The organism is Aquaspirillum serpens DSM 68, assembly GCF_000420525.1.
Classification (GTDB): Bacteria; Pseudomonadota; Gammaproteobacteria; order Burkholderiales; family Aquaspirillaceae; genus Aquaspirillum; species Aquaspirillum serpens.
In genome coordinates this window covers 1-23,276 of sequence record NZ_ATVC01000045.1, presented here as the reverse complement: position 1 = coordinate 23,276, position 23,276 = coordinate 1, and the positions used below count along the sequence as shown (strand labels likewise).

The window sequence follows — 23,276 nt, the reverse complement described above, 5'->3', positions numbered from 1 at the left end:
ATCGTGACGTTCTACAACAACCTGCGATTGCATTCAACTCTGGGTTATTTGCCCCCAGCTGTCTACGAACAGAATATGGCAAACACACAACCTATCTCTCTGTCCGAAAAAATTTGACCGTTACACTCTGTCCGAAAAAATTTGACCGTTACAAACCAATCGCAAGGGCATTTCTTTATTTTCTGCTCGCCCAGAGATTGCCATTCTAATAAAGAAAAATTTGCGGTAAACAACTTATCGATTAAAAAGATATCCCTTACCATTTCCTGTTTTTTTGAAGTGTTTGAAGGGTTACGATGCCAGTTGTACGTTTAACGGTTGCAGCAGTAAAAAATCTGCAATGCGATAAAAACAAAAAGAAAGAAAACTATTTTGATACTCTATGTAAAGGTTTAATGTTAGAGATACGAGTCTCTGGTGGAAAAACTTGGTATGCGCGATATTACAATTCGCATGGCAAGTTACGTCATTATAAAATAGCGAATGCTGAACAACTAAGCCTTAAAGAAGCAAGAAATATTTGTAAAGAAATTATAGCTAAGAGCTTAACTGGTTTAGACCCAGTCGAAAAAAGAAACCAGCTGAAAAAAGTTTTGACTTTTTCTGAATTTATTGAACAGCATTATCTTCCACATGCAATGATTTATAAACGCTCATGGAAAAATGATGCAGCCTTATTAAAAAATCATATCTTACCTTTCTTAAAAGAGAAATACTTAGATAAAATCTCAAAACAAGACATTGTTAATATACATCAGCAAAGGTTATTTGCTGGCGCTGCGCCAGCATCAGCAAATCGTGTACTTACCCTATTGAGTAGAATATTTAATTTGGCTTTACAATGGGAGATGTCTGGAATACTCAAAAACCCAGTAAAAGGAATTTCATTATTTACTGAAAATAATATTCGAGATTATTATCTTACATCAAAACAGTGGCACAACCTTGAAATGGCGATGGAGCAGACACCTCACCCAATGTTGCGTAACATTATTACGATGTTAGTTTTAACGGGTGCTCGCCGGCAAGAAGTGTTAGAAGCAAAATGGAGCGATATTGACATCCAGTGTAAACTGTGGCGGATTCCAATGTCAAAATCGGGTAAGGCACGTTATGTCCCTCTATCAAAACAGGTATTAGCATTGTTAGCAAACATGCCAAAATATGAACAGTGTTCTTTTATTTTCCCCAACCCAAAAACAAAAAAACCATATACCTGCCTGTTTTGGATTTGGAATCGGGTTCGGAGAAAAGCTGGATTACCTAATTTACGTTTGCATGATTTAAGGCATAGTTTCGCCAGTTTTTTAATCAATGCAGGGCGTTCACTTTATGAAGTACAAAAGATATTAGGACATAGCAACCTACAAATGACACAGCGCTATGCTCATTTATCCAAAGAAACGCTATTAGAGGCTGTTGATATGGCAGGAAGCTTAATTTATTCTACCGAGCGTAAAAAGCAAAAGAAATTTGAAAAAATATGTTAATAAAAAACCGCCGTTAAGGCGGTTTTTTTCTGGCAGGTTTAGTTTTTCCCAATAACCCCACTGGTCGGAGAGCTTGGGCTGCCGTGGTAGAGTTTTTTCGGGACTCTACCAGCCAAGAAAGCTTCGCGCCCCGCTTCGACCGCGAGTTTCATCGCACGCGCCATTTGAATCGGACGTTGAGCCCCAGCAATGGCGGTATTCATCAAAATCCCATCACAACCGAGCTCCATCGCGATGGCAGCATCGCTGGCTGTACCAACGCCAGCATCAACCAACACCGGCACTTTGCTTTGTTCGATAATCAGCTGTAAGTTCCATGGGTTGAGAATCCCCATGCCCGAGCCAATCAATGACGCCAAAGGCATGATAGCGCAACAGCCAATTTCTTCTAACTGACGGGCTACAATCGGGTCATCCGAGGTGTAGACCATCACGTCAAAACCCTCTTTTACCAATACTTCTGCTGCTCTTAATGTCTCTAAAACATTCGGGAATAGGGTATTGGCATCACCTAAAACTTCTAACTTCACTAGCTTATGACCATCCAACAATTCCCGTGCAAGGCGCAGGGTACGGATCGCTTCTTCTGCGCTGTAACAACCAGCAGTATTCGGTAATAGGGTATAACGATTCGGAGGCAGAGCATCCAGCAGATTCGGTTCGTCTGGGTTCTGACCTAAATTTACCCGTCGGATAGCAACAGTCACAATCTCGGTGCCAGAAGCCTCTAAGGCTGCGGCCGTTTCTGCAAAATCTTTGTATTTCCCAGTACCAACTAACAAACGCGATTGATATTCACGTCCTGCTATTGTCAAACAGTCTGCCATAGTGATTTCTCTATTCTAAATTCAGGTACACAGCCAAGCGAACTGCCTCTAACTCTCTTTAGCAGCGCAGTTTTAGCGCATGACGAGGAACAACACCGCACCTTACAGTGCTTTTATCAGGAGAACTAGCCACCACCCACGGCAACGACGATTTCAAGTTGATCGCCGTGTTGTAATGCAGTGTTGGCATGTTGGCTGCGGGGTACGATATCGCCATTGCGTTCGACAGCAATCCGTTGCCCGGGTTTCACCCACTGGCTTATTGCTGTTTCCACCACAGTCCCAGCCGGAAATTGATGAGCTTGTCCATTGATAATGACGTCAATCACAGTCATGCCTCTTAAAAAATCATAATCGTGCTGCCCGTACTACCGCAGCTTGGCGTTGAATATTGGCAATCACTTCGCCCAGATGGGCTAAGCCTTCAACCTGTAAGCGGAAACGGATTTGTACATATCCCTCACCGCTATGGGCATCTTGCATATCCACACTTTCGATATTGGCGGACGACTCGGTAATGGCTGCTGCCACCGCCGCCAGCGCACCGCGTTCGCTTTTCGCTAAAACACTAACAGGAACACCGAATAGTTTGGGTTGTGATAATTCCCACTCCATATCCAGCAGTTTCTCTGGGTCGAATTTTTGGATATTGGTGCAATCATGGCGATGGATCAACAAACCTTGTCCCTTATTCACCACGCCCACAATCCGGTCACCAGGAATCGGATTACAACACGGCGAGAATTGCAAAGACGCGCCTTCATTACCACGAATAGCAATCGGCCCGACCCGCAGCGGCTCACCGGAAGTTTCACCTGCCAACTCTAACAAACGGCTGGCCACGACCACCGGTAACAATTTGCCTGTACCAATATCTGCCAACACATCTTCAAAATCGTTGTTGTGCTCGGTGTGCTCGCGTAGGTATTCCTGCCATACTGGTTCAGAGACGACAAAATGCTTACCCGATAGCGCATGTAACGATTGTCGCAGCATACGGCTCCCCAATTCCACCGCTTCACCACGGTGCATCCCCTTGAGGAAGTTGCGAATATGACTGCGGGCACGGCCACTGGCAACAAACCCCAACCATGACGGATTGGGGTGAGCATGTGCGGCAGTCACAATTTCGATTTGATCGCCGTTTTTTAGCTTGGTGCGCAGGGGCACTAAGGTATGGTTAACCTTAGCAGCAATACAGCGATGGCCGACATCGGTGTGCACGGCATAAGCAAAGTCAACCGGTGTAGAGCCTTTCGGCAACACCATAATCTTGCCTTTGGGCGTGAAAACATAGACCTCATCAGGGAACAAATCGACTTTGATATGTTCCAGAAATTCGATGGCATCGCCCGACTCAGCTTGAATGTCGAGGATGTCTTGCAACCATTGGTGCGTGCGCTGCTGTGCTTGGTCGATCGAAGCATTACCCGATTTATACATCCAATGACTGGCTACGCCGGTTTCGGCGATACGGTGCATTTCATGGGTACGGATTTGAATTTCAATCGGAGTACCGTAGGGGCCGAATTCAATCGGAGTACCGTAGGGGCCGAACAAGGTGGTATGCAGCGATTGGTAGCCATTGCCTTTGGGGATGGCAATATAGTCTTTGAATTTACCTGGGATAGGTTTGAATAAGGCGTGCAAGACACCGAGGGCAAGGTAACAGCTAGGGGTATCATCCACTACCACGCGAAACGCATAAATATCGAGCACTTCAGAAAAAGACAGGTGTTTTTCCACCATCTTTTTATAAATACTGTAAAGGTTCTTTTCGCGACCTTTAATCACCGCCGGCAAGCGTGCCTCAGCAAGACGTTGCTCAATATTGACTAGAATTTTGCCAACTAACTCGCGGCGATTGCCTCGGGCGGCCTTTACCGCTTTAGCTAAGACTTGATAGCGATTGGGGTAGGTGTGTTTAAACGAGAGATCTTGTAGTTCGCGATAGACTTTATTGAGACCAATTCGATTGGCAATCGGCGCATAAATGTCCAACGTTTCTTGCGAGATGCGTTGTCGTTTATCGAGGCGCATCGCATCTAACGTGCGCATATTGTGCAAGCGGTCGGCCAATTTAACGATAATGACGCGGATATCCTGCGCCATCGCCAATACCATCTTGCGGAAGTTTTCCGCCTGCGCACTTTCTTTGGTCTGATATTCCAAGCGTTCAAGCTTAGAGAGACCATCGACTAAATCGGCAACCGTTTCACTAAAGTGCTCGGCTAGGGTGATTTTCGCTACCCCAGTATCTTCCATCACATCATGCAGCAAGGCCGCTGCCAAACCTTGCACATCCAATTTCCATTCAGTCAGGATACGAGCGACGGCAATCGGATGGGTGATATAAGGCTCACCGCTTTTGCGCGTTTGTCCATCATGCGCTTTATGACTAAAAACAAACGCCTCGTGTAGAAAGGTCAAATCATCAGGGGGAAGATAGGTGGAGGCTGCTTCCATCAAATCTTGAACGGCTGCCTCGACCATAGCGGCATAGTCGATACAGGGCATTTCGGTTGAGGATTCAGAGTGGGCCACGGTGGTTTCCCCCTTAGGTGCACCGATACGCTTACGCGCGTCGGTCTAGCAGTTCACGTCCCACCTGACCGGCTGCGATTTCGCGCAGGGCGGTCACCGTAGGTTTATCCCGACCCGATTCAACTAACGGTGTCGCACCGTTGGCCAACTGGCGCGCACGCCAAGTGGCGGCGAGGGTGAGTTCAAAGCGGTTTTCGATGCGGGCTAAGCATTCGTCAACAGAAATTCGTGCCATGAGAGTCTTCTCCAGATCAATTGGGATGGGGCCACCGGCCTGTTAGCCGTTACTTTTCATTGCAGTAATTTGTGTGGCGCGTTTTTGTAGCTGTTTTTTGGTACGCACTCGCTCGGCACGCACAATACTGATGAGGTCGTGAATCGCGAGATCAAGCTCTTCGTTGATGATCACATAATCAAATTCAGCAACGTGGTCAATTTCCGACCGCACAATTGCCATCCGATTTTGAATCACCTCTTCCGAGTCCTTACCACGGCGACGCAAACGTTCTTCTAATGTTTCTACTGAAGGGGGAAGAATGAAAATGCCAACCGCTTCAGGAAAGACTTTGCGAACTTGTTGCGCGCCTTGCCAATCGATTTCTAACAGAATATCGCGACCTGTGCTCAATTGTTCGCGAATCCAACGTTCGGAAGTTGCATAGCCATTGCCATAGACCTCGGCCGATTCCAGAAAATCCCCACGGGCTTTCAGTTGGTCGAAGCTAGCGCGATCGACAAAGTGATAGTGCACCCCCGGGATTTCGCCATCACGTGGAGCGCGGGTGGTATAAGACACCGACAGTTGGATTTGTTTGTCTGCCGCCAGTAAGGCCGCTACGAGGGTGGTCTTGCCGGCACCGGATGGTGCGGTGACCACAAAAATATTGCCAGTTGAATTCATCTTCTCAACATCCGTGCGCGTATCACGCCAATGTTGCAGCGTAGCATAAACCGGCGATGACGTGAAATCTGCTACAGTAACATATTGTTAATATGAATTAACTCAATCTAAGAAACCTAGAAGCTTGCAAGGCAATCCGCTCGAAAAAACACCCCCGCACTAGGCGGGGGTGGTTGAGGGCCAGATAACTTAAATTGGCGAGGTGTTGGGTTCTGGTGCTGGGATATCGGTTGGGATATCAACAATAAACAGGTTATCGCTGCCGGCCGAATCCAGCCAATCACTTGCTGGTGCACCCGGATCACCTAGGTCTGGGAAGTCGAAGAACGGATCGACTGCCGAGTCGATTGCCGCCAAATTTTGGTCAATCGTTGCCAGAATTTGCTCTTCGGTGAACGGGGTTGGCGCTGGAGATTGGTTGTCTGGTAATTCTTCCGCTACAGTGCCATGAGGGATTTGTACGGTATCGTTACCTTGGCCGCCGATCACGGTATCACCCGATGTGGTTTGGAAAGTATCGTCATACGAACCACCCAGCATCACATCATTGTTAGCACCACCGTCGAGGGTATCGTTGCCTGAACCACCGAGTAGCGTGTCGCTACCGGTTCCGCCGTTCAGATTGTCATCGCCCGTTCCACCAGACAAGATATCTTGACCAGATTGACCAAGGATAGTGTCGTTACCGGCACCGCCATCCATGATGTCGTTACCATTACCACCGTCGATACTGTCATTGCCGTCGCGGCCAGCAATTTTATCGTTGCCATCGCCACCATAAACACTGTCGTTATCGCTGCCAGCATCGATGACATCGTTGCCGCTTTCACCATAGAGCTGATCACTACCACTACCGCCCATGATGGTATCGTTGCCTGCTCCAGCTCTAACAGTATCGTTACCCGCACCTGCATCGATGTTGTCATGACCGGTACCAGCAGTGATTGAATCATTGCCATCACCACCGGCAACAGTGTTGTTGCCATCACCGGCATTAATTGTATCGTTGCCAACACCACCATCAATGCTATCTGCACCACCACCTGCATGGATAGTGTCATTTCCAACACCACCAATTAGGGTATTGTTACCTGCTCCAGTAACGGTAATGCCATCGTTACCACTGCCACCATCGACAGAGTTATTACCACCATCGGCTGATAACGTGTCATTACCATCTCCGCCAATGATCGTATTATCACCACCACCTGCATTGATAACATCATTGCCAGAACCGCCATCAATACTATCGGCACCCCCGCCGGCATTAATCGTATCGTTACCAGTGCCGCCGGTAATCGTGTTCGAACCATTACCTGTTGTGGTGATTTTATCGTTGTCGTTACCGCCATCGATGATGTTATTACCAGTACCTGTAGTAATGGTATCGGTACCATCTCCACCTTGAATGGCGTTGTTTCCAGTCCCAACCGTAATGGAGTCGTTACCAGTCCCTCCGTCTATGGTGTTATTACCCGATCCCGCTGTGATGATATCGTTACCAATTCCCCCCACAATCGAATTATTACCATCAGTCACTGTAATTCGATCATCTCCATAGCCACCATCAATCGTGCTATTGCCTGTTCCACCGGTAATACTGTCATTGCCGATGCCGCCGATGATGCTGTTATTTCCGCTACCGCCAGTGATAGTGTCATTACCAGAGCCAGCATCGACCGTGTTATTACCACTCCCTAGGGTAATTTTGTCGTTACCTGCACCACCCTTGATAGTGTTGTTGCCATCACCAGAGTTCACATCATCATTACCTGCTCCGGCATCGAGTACATCGTTACCTGCACCACCCTGCAATGTATCGTTACCAGCTCCACCGATTAGGATATTGCTTTGGTCATTGCCAATTAAGCGGTCGTTTCCTGAGCCGCCGGTCAGGTTTTCAATTCCATCAAGAATGGACGTTTTGCCATCGTGGGTTGCTTTTCCGGTGGTCAAATCTGCTGTGACATTTTTAGTCAGATTTTCAAACGAAGCAGTATCACTGCCACTTCCACCCGTTAAGGTGTCTTGGCCACCACCACTGATCAAAGTGTCGTTACCGGCATTGCCTTCTAACAGGTTATCCTCTGCATTGCCTTCTAAGCGGTCACTGCCCGCACCACCAATGAGGTTTTCGACATCAGACAACTCATCTTTACCTGCTTGGCTACCAGATGCCTTATTAGAAGAGAGAGAAGCATCTACGGCAGAGGTATTGTCAATATACGATACCGTGTCGCGGCCAGTACCACCACGCAGGGTGTCATTACCGGTACCGCCCATTAAGGTATCATTACCTGCGCCACCGTCCAACGTATCGCGACCCGCACCACCAGACAGCAAATCATTCCCATCACCAGCAGCCAAACTATCGTTACCGACACCTCCATCTACTGTGTCATCACCGGTGCCTGCGTCAATGGTGTCATTCCCTGCATTGCCCTGCACGCTGTCGTTGCCTGCTCCTGCATCGATACTGTCATTGCCAGCATTGCCTTGAATAGTGTCATTGCCAGCACCACCCGAGATAGTGTCATCATCATCTACTGTAGGTTGTGGAGTGGGGCCCAGCAGAGGGTTGCTGCTAATCACATTGCCAGCGGGGTCACTTCCGCCCCCACCAAACACCAAATCATTACCATCGCCAGCATCAATACTATCTTTACCTGCACCCCCACGTAAGGTGTCGTCGCCCCCCAGTCCAACGATAGTATCGTTGCCGGTACCTCCAGATATCACATTGGAATTGTTATTGCCAATTAATGTGTCATCCTGACTACCACCAATCAGGTTATTGATATCAGTTAATACATCCTGATCCACTGTGCCGTTGGTTTGGGTTGCTGTTGCAGCGCCAGTGGTTAAGTTGGCATTCACTGCAACATTATGGTCAGCATAAGAAGCCGTATCGTTACCACCGCCGCCGATTAAGGTGTCACTGCCACGACCGCCAGTGAGACGGTTATCTCCGCCATCACCAGTCAATTTGTCATTACCGGAGCCACCAATGAGATGTTCTATTGCGACCAAGTCATCAACATCGTTACCGGTGATACCTTTATCAGTTTGCAAATTGGCATCGACATCTTCGCTGTGATCGTCATACGAAGCCGTATCTCCACCCCCACCACCATCGATAGAGTCGCTACCTTTGCCTCCGCGCAGGAAATCATCACCGCTACCCCCAAGCAGCGTGTCATTTTGACTACCGCCATAAAGCTCATCACTGCCTGAACCCCCCTTGAGCAGATAACCTTGGTCATTACCTGCTTGCAATACATCACTGTCCCCATAGGTTTTGCCCAGTGTAGTGAGAATCCCTGTGGATATAATCTGTTCAGATTGGCTGGTGACAGTCGAGGTTTGAGTATGACCAGGGATGATTTCACCTGTCTTGTCATACATATTCACTAAAGTGGTTGAATTTTCCTTTACCACGACAGCGGATTGCCCTGTATCGACAGCTTCGGCTTTACCATCACCATTGGCATCAATGGTCAGATGGAAATTGGTTTGCACCGAATCTCCATCTCCATCGGTTACCGTTGCAGTAAACGAAATTGTTACATCGTAGGCTTTAGTTGTTGTCGTTGTGGTTTGGGTTTGTTTCGTAGCGTCAACCTTAATGTCTTGTTGTTCTTGGTATTGGTATTTCACCCCAACGCCAGCCACTGAGAAACCATCTGCGCTGGTGTTACTATTTGGGTCAACCTTTGCCATCTGCACATAGACTTTGTCGATGCCGTTGCTATTGGTGACGTTCACCGTTTCGCGAGTATCAACATTATTGCCTTGTGTCGCCGTACCAATCTTTTCTGCGCTGACTTTAAGGCTGCCATCTGCATTTAACTCAGTACCCAACAAGGCTTTTTCATTCGAGCCAAGTTTGGTGGTTGTTACAGTCACTTCCGTGATTTTGATACCGCTTGTTGGATCAAGGTCGATAATTAAACGCTCGCCTTCATCACCGTCGTCATCATCACCGTTATTTTTTGGATCGTCATTGTTGATTTGACGGTTATCAACGCCAACCAATGACCCGCCTGTTTGACCGTCGCTACTGGCATTAATTTGTTCGACAGCTGTCGTATCGGTAAAACCTTTTGCCGTTGAACTATCCTTTTGCGCCGATAGAGTGATATCAACGGTGCCAATCGATTTACCCGAGCCATCGACTAGGTCAACATTCGTGAGTGCTTTTTGATCTTCAGGTTGATTAGTCAGTTTATCGAGTGGTAACTCGACAGTTTTTTCTACTGTTACCGTTTGCGTACCGGTGGTAATTTTTGTTTCTTCAGTGGTGGTGGTTTTCGATTCCTCTTTCACTTCATAGGCATCGACCTGACCCTTCATCTCAACCGTGTACGAACCTTGGTTCGGCTTGACGGTGAACACAACCTCACCCGAGGTTTCTTTGACTGCACTGACCAAACCATTGGCATCAGTTTTATAGACTAAGCGATCACCGCCAGAAGTGACATAAATCGCATCACCATTGGCTGCAACACCCGTGACATATTTCACCTCGGCTATCTCACCGCCTGCAGCTTGCTTGCTGTGTGTCAGCGACGTGTCTTTGCCATCATTTGGAGTGGTATCTGCAAACGGTTTCACCGCCAGCGTATCACCCTCAATCTTGGTCTCTTTCCAACCATCGGCACCAATAGCAACATTCAAACTCGCCGTTGCACTGGTATCCGTTTGGTTAGCAATGACTACGTTTTGTGATAGACCTGCCTCGGGGGCATCATCTTGCACCTTAACGTTAAAGCCTTGCTTTTCAACAGTGCCATCGGCAGTTTTCTTTTCGGCAACAAACTGTAAGAACAAATCTTCGTTTTTGCCGGCAACAGGATCGTTATTGTTGTGATCGATGGCGCCTTTCAGTTCAACTTGGTATTCGCCCGTTGTTTTATCCATGGTCACTGCAATGACAGCCTCTCCGCCTGCTTTCGTCCCGACTAAAATGGTATTGCCATCGCTGTCGGCGGATTTACTCCATTGCACCTCTTGGCCGCCAGAGGTGATTTTTTGCATTGGAGCGTTGATGTCATATTCTGCTGCACCCATGCCGAGTTTGCCCTGTGAGTTAGCCAGCTCAGCCTTCTCATCGTAGCTAAATACTTTCGGGAACCAATCGGCATTACCACTTACCAGACCATCTTCATAAACGGTGGCAACGTTCTTATCATAGGTTTGATTGAGATTGATGGTCAGGTTTGCACGGTCGGTATCACCGTCACCATCGGTTAACTGATATTGGAAAACTTCTTGTGTGTTTTCAGCCACTTCACCGGTGTAGGTCATGCCCTTCACCAGATAGTTACCGCCACTACCTGTGGCCTGATCTTGACTGACCTGATTTGAGGTTAATACTAAGTTTTGGAACAAAATTGGGTTGCCATCAATGCCGATGACTTCAATTTCGGCTGTGCCATCGGTATTCAGCAAACCATTCTGGCCACCGATATAGCCTTCACCAACTTTATTGCCCTCAGCATCAAAGGCCTCCCAGCGGGCGGCTTCCGATTGATCAAGGTTGTCTAGTTTGACTTCAGCACGAACTACATTGCCATCAAACTTCACACCCACCGATTGCGTTTGACCCACACCCACACCAACACCATTACCTGTTGTGACAGGGGCATTTGCCGGTGTAGTGTCCTGACCGTTGCTATCAGTGACATTGAGGCTGGTGTTTTGATTGGTGACACGCCCGCTGTCTGTGCTAACAGCCTGATCGGCATAAGGGCTGTTGTTGCCGTAGCCTTCAATTGTCACACCGCCAGCAGTGATCTTACCGTCGGCACCGACGGTGGCTTGCGATAAATCGACACTGTTTTCTTTACCGGTATAGGTATAGACATAGCTACCATCTGCGTTCATGGTCAGTTGGCCATGCTCGCCTGCGACTTGCAACCCATCGGCATTGTTATTATCAGTAGTCTTGCCAAAGCTGATTTGAGTGACTTTCGCACCATCAGCTCCGAGAGCATCTATACCCGTGTTACCGCTGGTTGTTCCAGTACCGGTAATGACGTTGCCATCTGTTTTGTTACCCAGTTGACTGCCACTGATTTGCACACTGTCGGTATCGTCTTTGGCAACAGCGGTATCGTCTTCAATTCGAATGCTCATACCCAATACATCACTCAAGCCACCGCTGTCTTTGGCAATCAGTTGGAAGCCTAAATTGAGGGTATCGGAGTCACCAGAGAACGCATCTCCTGCTACTTTGTGGTCAATTGCTCCTTTGAGTTCAACATTCGCCGTATACGATTTTTGGCCGTTCTGGTAATCACCCGTTACGGTGACTTCCAACACCGGCTTATCCGTATCAGCATGACCATCAGATCCTTTTACATAACCCTTGGCGACGGCACCGTCGACCACCCACACCACCTCCTTGCCCCCGGAAGTGATTTTGGGCAAGCCAGAGGTGCTGAAGCTGACAGTTGGCTTATCGTTTGCATCTGGGTCGGCGATGCCAAAATTTTGCTTCCCAGAAGTGGTTTTTGCCCCTTCCCATTCAGCGACATGACCTGTGCTCAGCGCATCTTCCTGCACATTGAATGTTAAGCTGTCATTATTAGCGTTGGAAAAATAAGAAACCTCACCTTCATCTTCATTACCATCTTTATTGCGATCGATGAAAAGCTTTTCGACCTTATCACTGCCAACGATAAATTCGGGTGCGTCGTTTGCGCCCCTTACCGTGACCGTGACGTTTGCCGTGTCAGTATCCCCATCAGCATCTCTCATCTGATAGTTAAACTGTTCGGTGATTTCTTCGCCTTCTAACAGTGCTTTGGCCAGTAGGTCAGCGGTATAGGTTGCTGTGCCATCTTGGTTAATGCTGAGCTCACCGTAGTGCTTATTTCCGCCAGTAGCATCGTTACCTGTTTGACCTTTAGCAACAAACGTGTCTCCTGTGAGATCGGTTTGTGCATAGCTGCGATCACCGCCTTCACGATTAAAGGTCACTGCTGCTGTAGCACCGTCTTCTTTCCCTTCATGGGCATCATTGGCTAAAACATTAATGTTACTGTTGTTTGATTTCGAGAGATCAACAACCAAACTGTCATCAACAGCAGCAGGCCCGCTGTCTTGGAAATAAATTTGTTTGCCCAGATCAAAAGAAGCGACATTCGATTGATCAAGGTCGTTATCCGTCGCTTGTGCAGTGAGACGAATGACATCCGAACCGATGGTCGTCAATTCGTGTGGGTCATTGGTTTGATGCATCACGGCACGGAATTGTTCGATGGAGACCTCTCCAGTGGTCTTATCTACCTCGACCGCAAATACTTTCTGCTCTTTGCCACCGACAGTCACATAACCAACTGCCTGACCATCTACTAATTTCATTTGCACGACTTGACCAGATGCAGAATCTTTTAAGCCGGAGTCCGTTTTGGCAATTTGTAAACCAAAGGACTTGCCACCGCCATCAAGTTCTCCATCGGCACCAAAATTAAACTTAAATTTACTTGCTAGCGCGGTATCACCGTCGTCTTTATCGTTGTCACGACTTGTACCCGTTCCTACCGTATCGCTGTCTTTGACATGCAGGGTCATACCACTCCAAGACAGTTTTAGGTTGAGATCATCAAAATCTTTATCCGAACCTGTCCCATCTTGTGCCGTGACTTTTAAATCTTCCCAGTTAAAATTGCCGCCCAGCGTTTTACCAATCTCAGTATCAGAGCGTGTACCTTGAACGTGCGATTGCCCATCACTATTGAGCTTGCTATCCGAGAAAAATACTTGGCCATCGGCAGTCTTGATTTCAGTATTACCAAGCTGAGCAACCCACGTATCTCCTTGTTTAGTAAAAGAGAGCTTTGAGCCCGCATCGAGCATCTGCAATGATGACAGGTTTGTTGGATTGGTTAAGTCATAAGGCAGCAGGAAAAAGCCGACTTGGTCAGGTGTCACACCTTCTGGTAAGGCAATATTGAACGGTGACATGCCTTCGCTTGGTGTATCCCACAACAAGGTGCCTTCAGTCGGGTTACCATTCGCATCTTTGACATACCAACCGAAACCGTGATCGTACTTCGCTTCGCCACGGCCCATATACTCAATGGTTAAGTTTGCTGCTGGTGCTTGGGTATTATCTACGGTCACCACGGGTACATCATCGCCGAAGGCAATTCGCCCCCCTAAATCAAGTTCAGCGACCGCCTTGTCATCATCACCATCGGTTGCTGTGGCAACCACTTTTAATGCACCATTGGCCAGAGATTGTAATTTGTCACCCCCCCCTTTACCGTCAGGGGCATCATGCTTAATGGCGCCTTGTTGCGTCAGGGTCACTTCGCCGCTGGTGCTGTCGATTTTCAGGGAGAAGATGGCATCACCATTGGCGTTACGGCCTTCGACTTCGCCAGTCGTTGTGTTGGTGTACAGTTTGATGTTGCTACCGGTGGCGGTGTCCTTAAGTCCGCTATCAGCACCCTCTTCGAATTGGAAGCCATAGCGCATGCCATCGGCAATGGATTTTCCGTCGGCATCAACAGCCATTTTTTGGCCATCACCACCAAAGTTGACAGTGAAACTGGTTTGGAATGCACCTTTATCCGCTGCTTGTGGTGTACCAGTACCGTTCTGTAAACCAGAATCATGTTGGACCAAGCTAGGGCCTTTGTCTTGCAAGGCAGCGAGGTTCGGACCGTCATCTTCGAAGGCAATCCGACTGCCCAAATCGATCTCTGCCGCTGCCGTGTCATCATCACCATCGGTTGCTGTAGCAACCACTTTTAATGCACCATTGGCCAGAGATTGTAATTTGTCACCCCCCCCTTTACCGTCAGGGGCATCATGCTTAATGGCGCCTTTTTGGGTCAGCGTGACTTCGCCGCTGGTGCTGTCGATTTTCAGGGAGAAGATGGCGTCACCATTGGCGTTACGGCCTTCGACTTCGCCAGTCTCTGTGTTCTTATAGAGTTTGATGTCCCTACCAGTGGCGGTGTCTTTCAACCCACTGTTAGCGCCTTCATCAAATTGGAAGCCATATCGCATGCCATTAGCGACCAACTGAGCTTGATCACCTTGGCCAACCACGGTCATTTTTTCGCCATCGGCACCAAAGCCGACTTTGAACGAGGCTTTGAATTCACCGGTGGCAGCGTCTTGTTGACCGATCGTGCCATTGGCAAGACCTGCATCACTCTGGACAAATTGTGGTGCTTGGCTTTCTTCTGCGGCAATGCTCGGGCCGTCATCAGTAATGGTGATACCGATTTTGCCTCTGGTCACAACATTGCCGTTGTTAATTACCTGCGTCACAAAGTCATCGGGCAAGGCATTGTCTTGACCTTGTGTTTTATCGTGCTTAACTGCGCCGTCGAGCTGATACTCATACTGGTATTTACCATCGACAAAAGACACTGTAAGCGTACCGTGCTGTCCTTCGACAACCACTGGGCCACCATTAGGGCTTAACTCAACTGCCTGACCATTTTTATCCAAAATAACCAGCTTATCCCCACCAGCAGAACCAGGGTTAAAAGTGAAGGTACCAGTCGTTTTATCAGTGTCTAATGAGGCTTCGCTTCCACCTTGGTCTAACGCCTTTTCTTCTACTTCACTTTGTGCAGAAGATAGATTCGGTGGTGTTGGCGCAGGCTCAGGTATGGGACGAGCTGGCGGCTCTGGCTTTTCCGGTTCCTTTGGGTCTTCTGGTGTTGGCGTAGGGGCTGGCTCAGGTGTAGGTACTGGCTCAGGCGTAGGCACTGGTTCAGGCGTAGGCACTGGCTCAGGTGTAGGCACTGGCTCAGGTGTCGGCACTGGCTCAGGTGTCGGGACCGGTGTTGGTGTAGGTTGTGGCGTTGGGGTGGGTTGAGGTGTCGGAACCGGTTCGGGTGTCGGTACTGGCGTTGGAGTGGGTTCTGGAGCAGGTGTTTCTGTGGTTTCAGGCGTCGGTGTTGGCGTGGGTTGAACGTCAACAATTGGATCTAGCACCGGATCAAGCTGGGTCGTTGAGTTTTGCTGTTGATCAGGGACAGAAAACGCCATGGCTTGTAAATCGCCGGTTAAGGCTGAAGCCACGACTGATTCATTGGCATCTCCAGCGTCTGCCAAACGTTGTTCTGCTGCGCTTTCTGGTACTTCAACCATCAACTGTTGAGCGACTTCAACCGGATTGGCAACAAAACCACGAGTCAAAGCTTGTGCTCGGGTACCTGTGGTTTCCCCTGCTGCAGAAGAAAAGCTTTGTGAAAGCACCGTGTTTTCGGTGGGGATATAACCTGTTGCCAACTGTGCCATTTCAAAACTGGCTTCCAGTTGACGCTTACTCATCATAATTTGGTCTAACGCTTCATCGCGCGCCGCTGCTTCAATATTTTGTGCAGCAGGATCGTCAGCCAAATTCACCGCACCTACATCACGCGCTAAGGTGGTGAGTTCTTCATTTAATTGGTGATCGTTATCGACGTTTGGGTTATTGACATTATCCATGATTCACTGCACTCCTGAATTGAAGCAAGGTCGGCGGGCTGACAAGCCACGCTTTTCCTAATAGAAACAGTCCTCTCTCCTCATCTTAAATGCAAATCGGATTGAGCGCATCTGTTTTTTAATGCCTTAAATTTTTTGCCATCAATTTTAAAAAACGAGGCTGAAAGATCAAGACGAAGCAATTTTATGCTAGCAAAAAGGTTGAATTCATCAAAAATAAAAAAACAGATTTTAATCATCAGTAATAAAACCTGCTTTTAGCTAAAATTTGTCCTCTGAAGGTAATAATGTGCTGGGTTCTTCAATGTCGGGGATGACCATTTCGTGAACTACCAGATCAAAAAACAAATTGTGTTCGCGATCGGCTTGATGCTCCGCTTGGCTAACTGCCTCTTGCAATTCCGCGCTGGACAAAGGGGAAACAGCAAGACGGACCTTAAAACACTGCGCGAGCTGTTTTTTCTTGCGGCGGATCATGGCATTTCCTCTTTACGTTTACACGAACAGCAGCATAAGCTGATCAACGCTAACCGATTCTTGCCAAATTCCATCTGATCAAACGCAATAAAGCGAATATCAATTTGCTAAAAGAGAATGTTGTTGTGCTGAAAGTGTGGCCCATTGACCACAGGCTAAATCAGGTGGAAGCGTAAGCGCACCAATTGCCTCGCGATGCAAAGCCACGACGCGATTGCCTACCGCGGCCAGCATCCGCTTCACCTGATGGTAGCGTCCCTCGGTAATCACCAAACGCAATTGGTGGGAATCGACCGGTTCTGCGGCTTGAGCAAACACAGGGTGAGGATCATCACGCAATACCACCCCCGCCAACAAATCCGCCAACATCTTGGGGGTGAGCGCATGGGCCGTGGTGACCAGATAGGTTTTCGGAATGTGATGTTTTGGCGAGGTTAAAGCATGATTGAGAGCACCGTCATCGGTCAGCAATAACAGCCCGGTGGTGTCTTGATCTAAGCGACCGACACACTGTAAGCCTCGTTGACGCAAGCGGATTGGCAATAGTTGATGGACGGGAGGGTGGTGGCTGGGGTTGTGGGAACACTCGACCCCAGCCGGTTTATGCAGCAACACCGTCAGCTTGGTTTGGCTGAACCATTGTTCATCGTTAAAAGATAACAAAGAGCCATCGCGGGGAAATGTTTGCTGCGGATCGGTGACCGGCTGTTGGTTCACCGACACCGCTCCCGCCATAATCCAACCACGGCATTCACGCCGGCTGCCAAGCCCTTCGGCTTGTAGCAGGCGCTCTAGGGTAACAACTGACATCGCTTATAGTGCACCATAAGAATGTAGGCCAGACAGGAACATATTCACGCCAATAAAGGCGAAAGTGGTCACAAAAAGACCAATAATGGCCCACCACGACAACACTGCACCACGCCAACCTTTTACTAACCGCACATGCAACCAAGCGGCGTAGTTAAGCCATACAATCAACGCCCAGGTTTCTTTCGGATCCCAGCTCCAATAGCCGCCCCACGCATCCGCTGCCCACATTGCGCCGAGGATGGTCGCAATCGTGAAGAATAAGAACCCAACCGCAATCGCGCGGTACATCACTTCTTCCATAATATCGGCACTGGGCAGTCGGTCTGCCAAAACACCACGCGACACAAGGCGTTCGGCAATCCCCAACATGGCAGCAATGGCAAAGGCACCATATCCAATAAAATTAGTTGGAACATGAATTTTCATCCACCAAGACTGCAGGGCAGGGATAAGCGGTTGAATTTCATGCGCCTGACGATCAAAGGTGTACCACAAGATGAAGCCGACGGCAGCACAGATAATCGGCAGCACAAATGCCCCCATCCGACGTGTTGCCACCCGCTCTGCGTAGTAGAGATACATCAAGGCAGTGATTAAACAAAACAGCACAAAGACTTCGTATAGGTTTGACACTGGAATATGGCCGATATCAGGAGAAATCAGATAGCTTTCGTCCCAGCGGACAAAAAGCCCCGTCAGTCCCATGACCGAGGCTGCCCAAGTTAATCCCGTCGCGAATTGTTCTAAGAAGGCCGAGCGTGAAAATAATGCGGCCCAAAACACGGCCATAGCGAGGAAAAACAAGGTGCACATCCACATAATCGCCGATTGTGACGACAGCAGATAGCGCAGGAAAAACCGACTTTGGCCTTGGTTAATATCACCGGCATATAGCGCAATGGCAGCGAGGGCTAAGGCGCCAGTTAATGGGAAAAACCAGCGCCACGATTTCCAAAACCAACCTAAAGCAATCAAGCCGAGCGTACTGCCAATCAAAATGGAGTGCTCATAAATATCCATATACTGGCCATATTGCTGCTCGGCCACCACAGCCGCCACCACAATCAGGGCAGCATAGAGCCAATCAAATACATCCAACCGCTTTTGGCTGGTGTTCAGTTGCGAATGAACCAATTCCATTTAGGCTTTTCCTTGCACGATTTCCAATAAACGAGCCTGATGACGGGCAAAATCTTGCTCGAGGTCGCGGTTTTTGCGGTTACTTGATACCGCTAGGCGTGTATCTTGTGCGCCAAGACGAACCCATACTCGCACCTCACGGATATAGAACATACACAAGATTCCCAAAACCAAGATTAAGGAACCGAAGTAGACGACATTTTTTCCGGGAGAACGAGTGAGCTGTAACCCTGTGGCTTGGACTTGTTCAAAGCCAGAAAGTTGTAGGAAAACTGGCGAACCGTAGTCACGCACTAAAATCCCTGCCGCCACCAAGCTATCTAGCAAAAAGCGGTAGTTATTTTCGTTAAGTTGAAACGGGGCGAGGCCAGCACGCTGATGAGCAATTTCCATCATGTCCACCACAACCGCCTGCAAAATCTTGATATAGGTTTGCCCCACTTCGGCTTGTTTATCCGCTGGCACTCGCGCTTGCACAAATTCATCTAAAGCACGGAATCCCCCCTCATGGAAACGATTGAGGACAAATTCAACGCTAAATTGAAATTGTTGTTGCATCTCGGGGCTGATAGACGAACCCGCTAACGCCTTCGCAGCCGCGCGGCGAGCAATCTCAGGATAGAGGCTTGTATCGTGCAAAGTGGCATACAGCCGCATAAAGCTTTGCAGCGAGCCTTCTTGATCCAACGGTAGGCGCAAATAGGAGAATGGTTGACCGACTTCTTTACGTACACCGGTCACGATATAACTGCGCCCTTCTAAAACCAACGGCGACATATACGTGTGATATTCAAACGCCTGACCTTGATTATCACGCAGTTTGAATTGAATAGTCGGGCCGGCATTAGCGAGGTTTTTCTCGTGTTGCACACTTTGCGCCTGTGACAGCAATTCGTTAAAAGTTTTGTTCACTGCAACGGTGGAGTTGTCGCGCATGTCTTGGATATTAAAAACACGCAACTCACCAAACTCAAGCGAATACGGTTTGCCATTGGCGATCAACGGTTGTTGATTCATTGACCGCCCCTCAACCTTGATCGGGCCCATTGCTGGTGCCGCGAGGTTCCATGCGGTCAGTGCTAGGGGCGACCCACCATCCCCAAAGCTGGCCTGATAAATGGCCACACCATCGACATGCACTGGATGGTTCACTTTGACGGTTTCTTCTCGGGTCTTACCGCTGGCCTTATCGGTAATCACAATATCGCTGGCAAAGAGCTTTGGCATCCCTGTTGGATAGTACTCAACACGGAATTTCTTCAGGGTGATGATAAAGGGTAAATCCTGTACCAAATAGCCCCGCCCTGCATTCAAAAATACTACATCGGCACTGCTGTTTTCTGGGATAGTGACATTGCCACGAAAAGAGAGATTGCTCGTAGAGAGACGACTTTCTGCAGGCACTTGGCCTTGTGGAATATCGCGAGTTTCGGGTCGAATGGTGCCGACAAGTTCACCGATTTTGAGTGGCAAATTGCCATCCATGAGGCCACCAATACAGATCACCACCAACGCAATGTGGGCAAAGAAATAGCCTAATTTATTGCCTGCCCCACGCTTACCGACCACCATGGTTGAGCCATCTTCGCGTTGGGCGGTTTTGATTGCAAATCCTTGGCTAGTCAGGTAGGCCTGTACTGTTTCGGGTGTGCCTGTGCCTTGGAGTAGGGCAGTATGGCTCATGGCTGCCAGCGAACGCTCGGAAGCATGCTCACGCCACCCGCGCATTTCTTTGAGAAAGCCGGGGGTGTTGCGCCAGATGCACAAGCTGGTGGAGAGCACCAAAAACGCTAACAGAATTAAAAACCATGCCGAGTGATAGACATCAAACAGCCCCAGCCATTCAAATACTGTGAACCAAAACTGACCAAATTCAATCACGTAGTTTGGATAGGGTTGGTTTTGTTGCAATACCGTACCGATGACCGAAGCAATCGCCAAAATGGTGAGTAAACCAATGGCAAAGCGCATAGAACTCAGTAAGTCAAACAGCGAGGCCCAAAAAACCGTAGAGCGAGTAGGTGTTTTCATATAACCTCCGCAAGGAAACCCCTGACTTGAGTCAGGGGAGGAATTGCGCTATCGTCAGTGCGTCGCCCGTATCCCTCTCGTGGCATGGCGGCAAAGCCGAATAACGGGGGATTGCACAAACTGCCGTTTGTGCAACCGGCCTTGTAAATGTCCGGAATGTGACGGGTTTTCCTGATCATAAAGCTTCTGTCTTTAGACGGGAGTTGATTTACAGTCATCAAAATGGAAAGAAGGGAGAGCCGCCAAGGCGTGCTCCCCCCTCTGATTGCCAAACTCGGGTTAAGTTGCGCTTAACGCAGGCCAGCAATATAGTTTGATACCGCTTTGATCTCAGCTTCGGTCATGCGCGAAGCAATATCCATCATCACGTTATTGTTAGCGCGTTCGCCTTTCTTAAACGCCAACATTTGTGCTTCGATATAACCCGCATGTTGTGCACCTAAGCGAGGGTATTCAACAGGAATCCCCGCACCGGTTGGACCGTGGCAAGCCATACAGGCAGGCACTTTAGACGCTGCAATCCCACCACGGAAAATCTTGCCGCCAGCCTCTTGCAACTTAGCATCAGGGGCTTCACGTGGCTTTAACTTTTGCTGAGAAAAGTACGCAGCCAAGTTTTTCATGTCATCATCTGACAAAGCAGCGGTCATCCCCAACATAATAGCGTTGTTACGCTTGCCGGTTTTAAACTCGACTAACTGCTTATACAGATACTCTGGGTGTTGGCCAGCCAGGACAGGGTTGGCCGCTGCCACGCTGTTACCGTCCACGCCGTGACATGCTGCACAGACCTGTTCGGCAATCGGCTTGGCGGCTGCCGCATTTGCCGGCTTTGTGCTAACTGCCGGATTGGCAAATGCAGCGCTGGCGCTTACCAGCCCGACCGCTGCCAACAGCATAGAAACTCTCATGGTTGCTCCTTGATTTTTCGCCTGAATCTTGTGGCACAGATGATAGCTATAAACCCGCGATTCTATACCAACTGACTTGACCATTCACCATGTCTCTTTTCCAAAACGCTCGTTTTCACATTACCGTTAACCACTTGAAGGATCTTCCTGACACTGGAGCCGAGATTGCTTTTGCCGGCAGATCCAATGCTGGCAAGTCCAGCGCCCTGAATACGATGGCCAATCGTACGCGTCTGGCATTCGTTTCTAAGACTCCGGGACGAACCCAACACATCAACTATTTTGACCTCGATCAAAACCGTTTTTTGGTGGATTTGCCCGGCTATGGCTATGCACAAGTCCCCGAAGCAGTCAGAACGCATTGGGTGGCGCTGTTAGGGCGCTATCTCCAAACTCGTCAACCGCTGATTGGGTTGTTGTTGATTATGGATGCACGGCATCCATTGAAGGACTTAGACTGGGCAATGCTGGATTTTTTCCGCACTACCGGTAAGCCCGTGCATATTTTGTTGTCCAAATCGGACAAATTAAACCAGCAAGAGAAGCAAGAGACTTTGCGTAAAGTCAGAGCGGCCCTACAAGACCGGCCTGAAATCTCTGTGCAATTGTTCTCAAGCTTGAAAAAACAGGGTATTACCGAAGTAGAGGCCGTGGTGGAACGTTGGTTCGCACATCACGCCGAAGAACAAGCCTCTCTGCAACGCGGCATGGAAGCGGCTCGCGATGAGGCTGCAGAGGGCGATGAAGTGGCTGATTCATAACACGGTTTCAGGTGGACATCTTTCGATAGCACGAAAAAATAGCAAAATAGCGGCGCTAATTGGTGTTGTTCTGCAAAAACTTGTGCTATCTCCACTAAAATAGCTTTCCTTACTAAGAATCCTGTCTGACTATGACCCACGCTACTCACCTTCCTGACGATGAGCACCGCCTGTTTGCTGGCATCAGCCAACTTGCACCTGCTTTGCCTGCGGCGGCTTTTGATGCGGCGTTGTTTGCCACAGATCGGCAGCGTTATGAACGAGGGTTGTTAGCGTGGTTGCGTGGGGCAGATCCAGCAGGACTTAAAATCATGCGCGATTCGCTAGAACGCGCTGCACGTCACGAACCCGATCCTGTGTTGGCTGGGTTTTGGAAGCTGGCAGGTATCAATGTCGATACTTTTGTTGGTGATCACAGTGAGAGTGCTCGTTTGCTGCCGGCTCAATTGGCACGACAGTTGAAAAAACGTGGAGATGAGAGTCAACCCTATTCCCCACCGGTGTCGTTAGCACGCCAGTTGTGGGAGCGTTTGTATCAACAAGAACATCATCCAGCAGTCGAGGCCAGTCTGGCTTTGTTAGAAATTGGTGCCGATCATGCGGCCAGTTTGTTAGAGCAACTGGAGGATGAGAGTTTGCCGGCGGATACGCCGCTGTTGGTGGAAGAACCCCCGACAGCGGTAAGTGTTGCACCTGCACAACACATTCGCCCAACCACACCGCGTATTCCAGCCAGTGCGGCTGTTGTCGCCGCTTTTGCCGCCACTGCCGTTGCATCTACACCGGTGCCTGAGCCGATACCTGAGCCATTGCCTGAGCCGATGCCTGAGCCGTTGCCTGAGCCGGTGCCTGAGCCGTTGCCTGAGCCGTTGCCTGAGCCGTTGCCTGAGCCGTTGCCTGAGCCGTTGCCTGAGCCG

Annotated in this window: 14 protein-coding genes; 3 read left to right on the top strand and 11 right to left on the bottom strand. The window is 48.9% G+C overall.

Features of this window, described 5'->3' with window-relative positions; all coding sequences use genetic code 11:
- The first annotated feature begins 296 nt into the window (after positions 1–296).
- Complete coding sequence (locus G465_RS14245; protein ID WP_022654185.1) at positions 297–1,490, top strand: site-specific integrase; 1,194 nt, start codon at positions 297–299, stop codon at positions 1,488–1,490.
- A 38-nt stretch (positions 1,491–1,528) separates the two neighbouring features.
- Here the strand turns inward: G465_RS14245 and G465_RS0109210 are convergent, their stop codons facing one another.
- The 11 genes from G465_RS0109210 to G465_RS0109160 all read right to left on the bottom strand — a co-directional run bounded on the left by G465_RS0109210 (position 1,529) and on the right by G465_RS0109160 (position 21,598).
- Positions 1,529–2,317, bottom strand: coding sequence for a thiazole synthase (locus tag G465_RS0109210; protein WP_022654184.1), 789 nt, complete (start codon positions 2,315–2,317; stop codon positions 1,529–1,531).
- Between the two features lie 125 nt (positions 2,318–2,442).
- A complete protein-coding gene (gene thiS / locus G465_RS0109205; RefSeq protein ID WP_022654183.1) occupies positions 2,443–2,652 on the bottom strand; it encodes a sulfur carrier protein ThiS in 210 nt (69 codons plus the stop codon).
- A gap of 13 nt (positions 2,653–2,665) precedes the next feature.
- The gene (locus G465_RS0109200) at positions 2,666–4,810 is read right to left on the bottom strand and encodes a RelA/SpoT family protein (protein ID WP_245556780.1); all 2,145 of its coding nucleotides are present in this window, start codon (positions 4,808–4,810) and stop codon (positions 2,666–2,668) included.
- 82 nt (positions 4,811–4,892) lie between these two features.
- Positions 4,893–5,096 carry a DNA-directed RNA polymerase subunit omega gene (gene rpoZ, locus G465_RS0109195; RefSeq protein WP_022654181.1) on the bottom strand — a complete coding sequence of 68 codons (204 nt, stop codon included), beginning with the start codon at positions 5,094–5,096 and terminating at the stop codon, positions 4,893–4,895.
- Positions 5,097–5,138: 42 nt separating this feature from the next.
- Positions 5,139–5,762: a guanylate kinase gene (gmk, locus tag G465_RS0109190; RefSeq protein ID WP_022654180.1), complete on the bottom strand. Its 624-nt coding sequence runs from the start codon at positions 5,760–5,762 to the stop codon at positions 5,139–5,141.
- Between the two features lie 189 nt (positions 5,763–5,951).
- Positions 5,952–16,226, bottom strand: coding sequence for a DUF5801 repeats-in-toxin domain-containing protein (locus tag G465_RS0109185; protein ID WP_022654179.1), 10,275 nt, complete (start codon positions 16,224–16,226; stop codon positions 5,952–5,954).
- A 261-nt stretch (positions 16,227–16,487) separates the two neighbouring features.
- Positions 16,488–16,703, bottom strand: a complete 216-nt coding sequence (locus G465_RS0109180) for a hypothetical protein (protein ID WP_022654178.1) — start codon at positions 16,701–16,703, stop codon at positions 16,488–16,490.
- Positions 16,704–16,802: 99 nt separating this feature from the next.
- Positions 16,803–17,513, bottom strand: coding sequence for a pseudouridine synthase (locus G465_RS0109175; RefSeq protein ID WP_022654177.1), 711 nt, complete (start codon positions 17,511–17,513; stop codon positions 16,803–16,805).
- A 3-nt stretch (positions 17,514–17,516) separates the two neighbouring features.
- Entirely contained in the window at positions 17,517–18,656 is a 1,140-nt protein-coding gene (ccsB, locus tag G465_RS0109170; RefSeq protein WP_022654176.1) for a c-type cytochrome biogenesis protein CcsB, read from the bottom strand.
- Positions 18,657–20,687 (bottom strand): cytochrome c biogenesis protein ResB, encoded by a 2,031-nt coding sequence (locus G465_RS0109165; protein ID WP_022654175.1) that lies wholly within the window; start codon positions 20,685–20,687, stop codon positions 18,657–18,659.
- 290 nt (positions 20,688–20,977) lie between these two features.
- The gene (locus tag G465_RS0109160) at positions 20,978–21,598 is read right to left on the bottom strand and encodes a c-type cytochrome (protein ID WP_027405338.1); all 621 of its coding nucleotides are present in this window, start codon (positions 21,596–21,598) and stop codon (positions 20,978–20,980) included.
- An 89-nt stretch (positions 21,599–21,687) separates the two neighbouring features.
- On the opposite strand from G465_RS0109160, the gene yihA reads away from it, so the two are divergent.
- Positions 21,688–22,359 carry a ribosome biogenesis GTP-binding protein YihA/YsxC gene (yihA, locus tag G465_RS14240; RefSeq protein WP_022654173.1) on the top strand — a complete coding sequence of 224 codons (672 nt, stop codon included), beginning with the start codon at positions 21,688–21,690 and terminating at the stop codon, positions 22,357–22,359.
- 131 nt (positions 22,360–22,490) lie between these two features.
- A partial coding sequence (locus G465_RS14235) for a FimL-related protein (RefSeq protein ID WP_040399483.1) occupies positions 22,491–23,276 on the top strand: 786 nt, incomplete at its 3' end.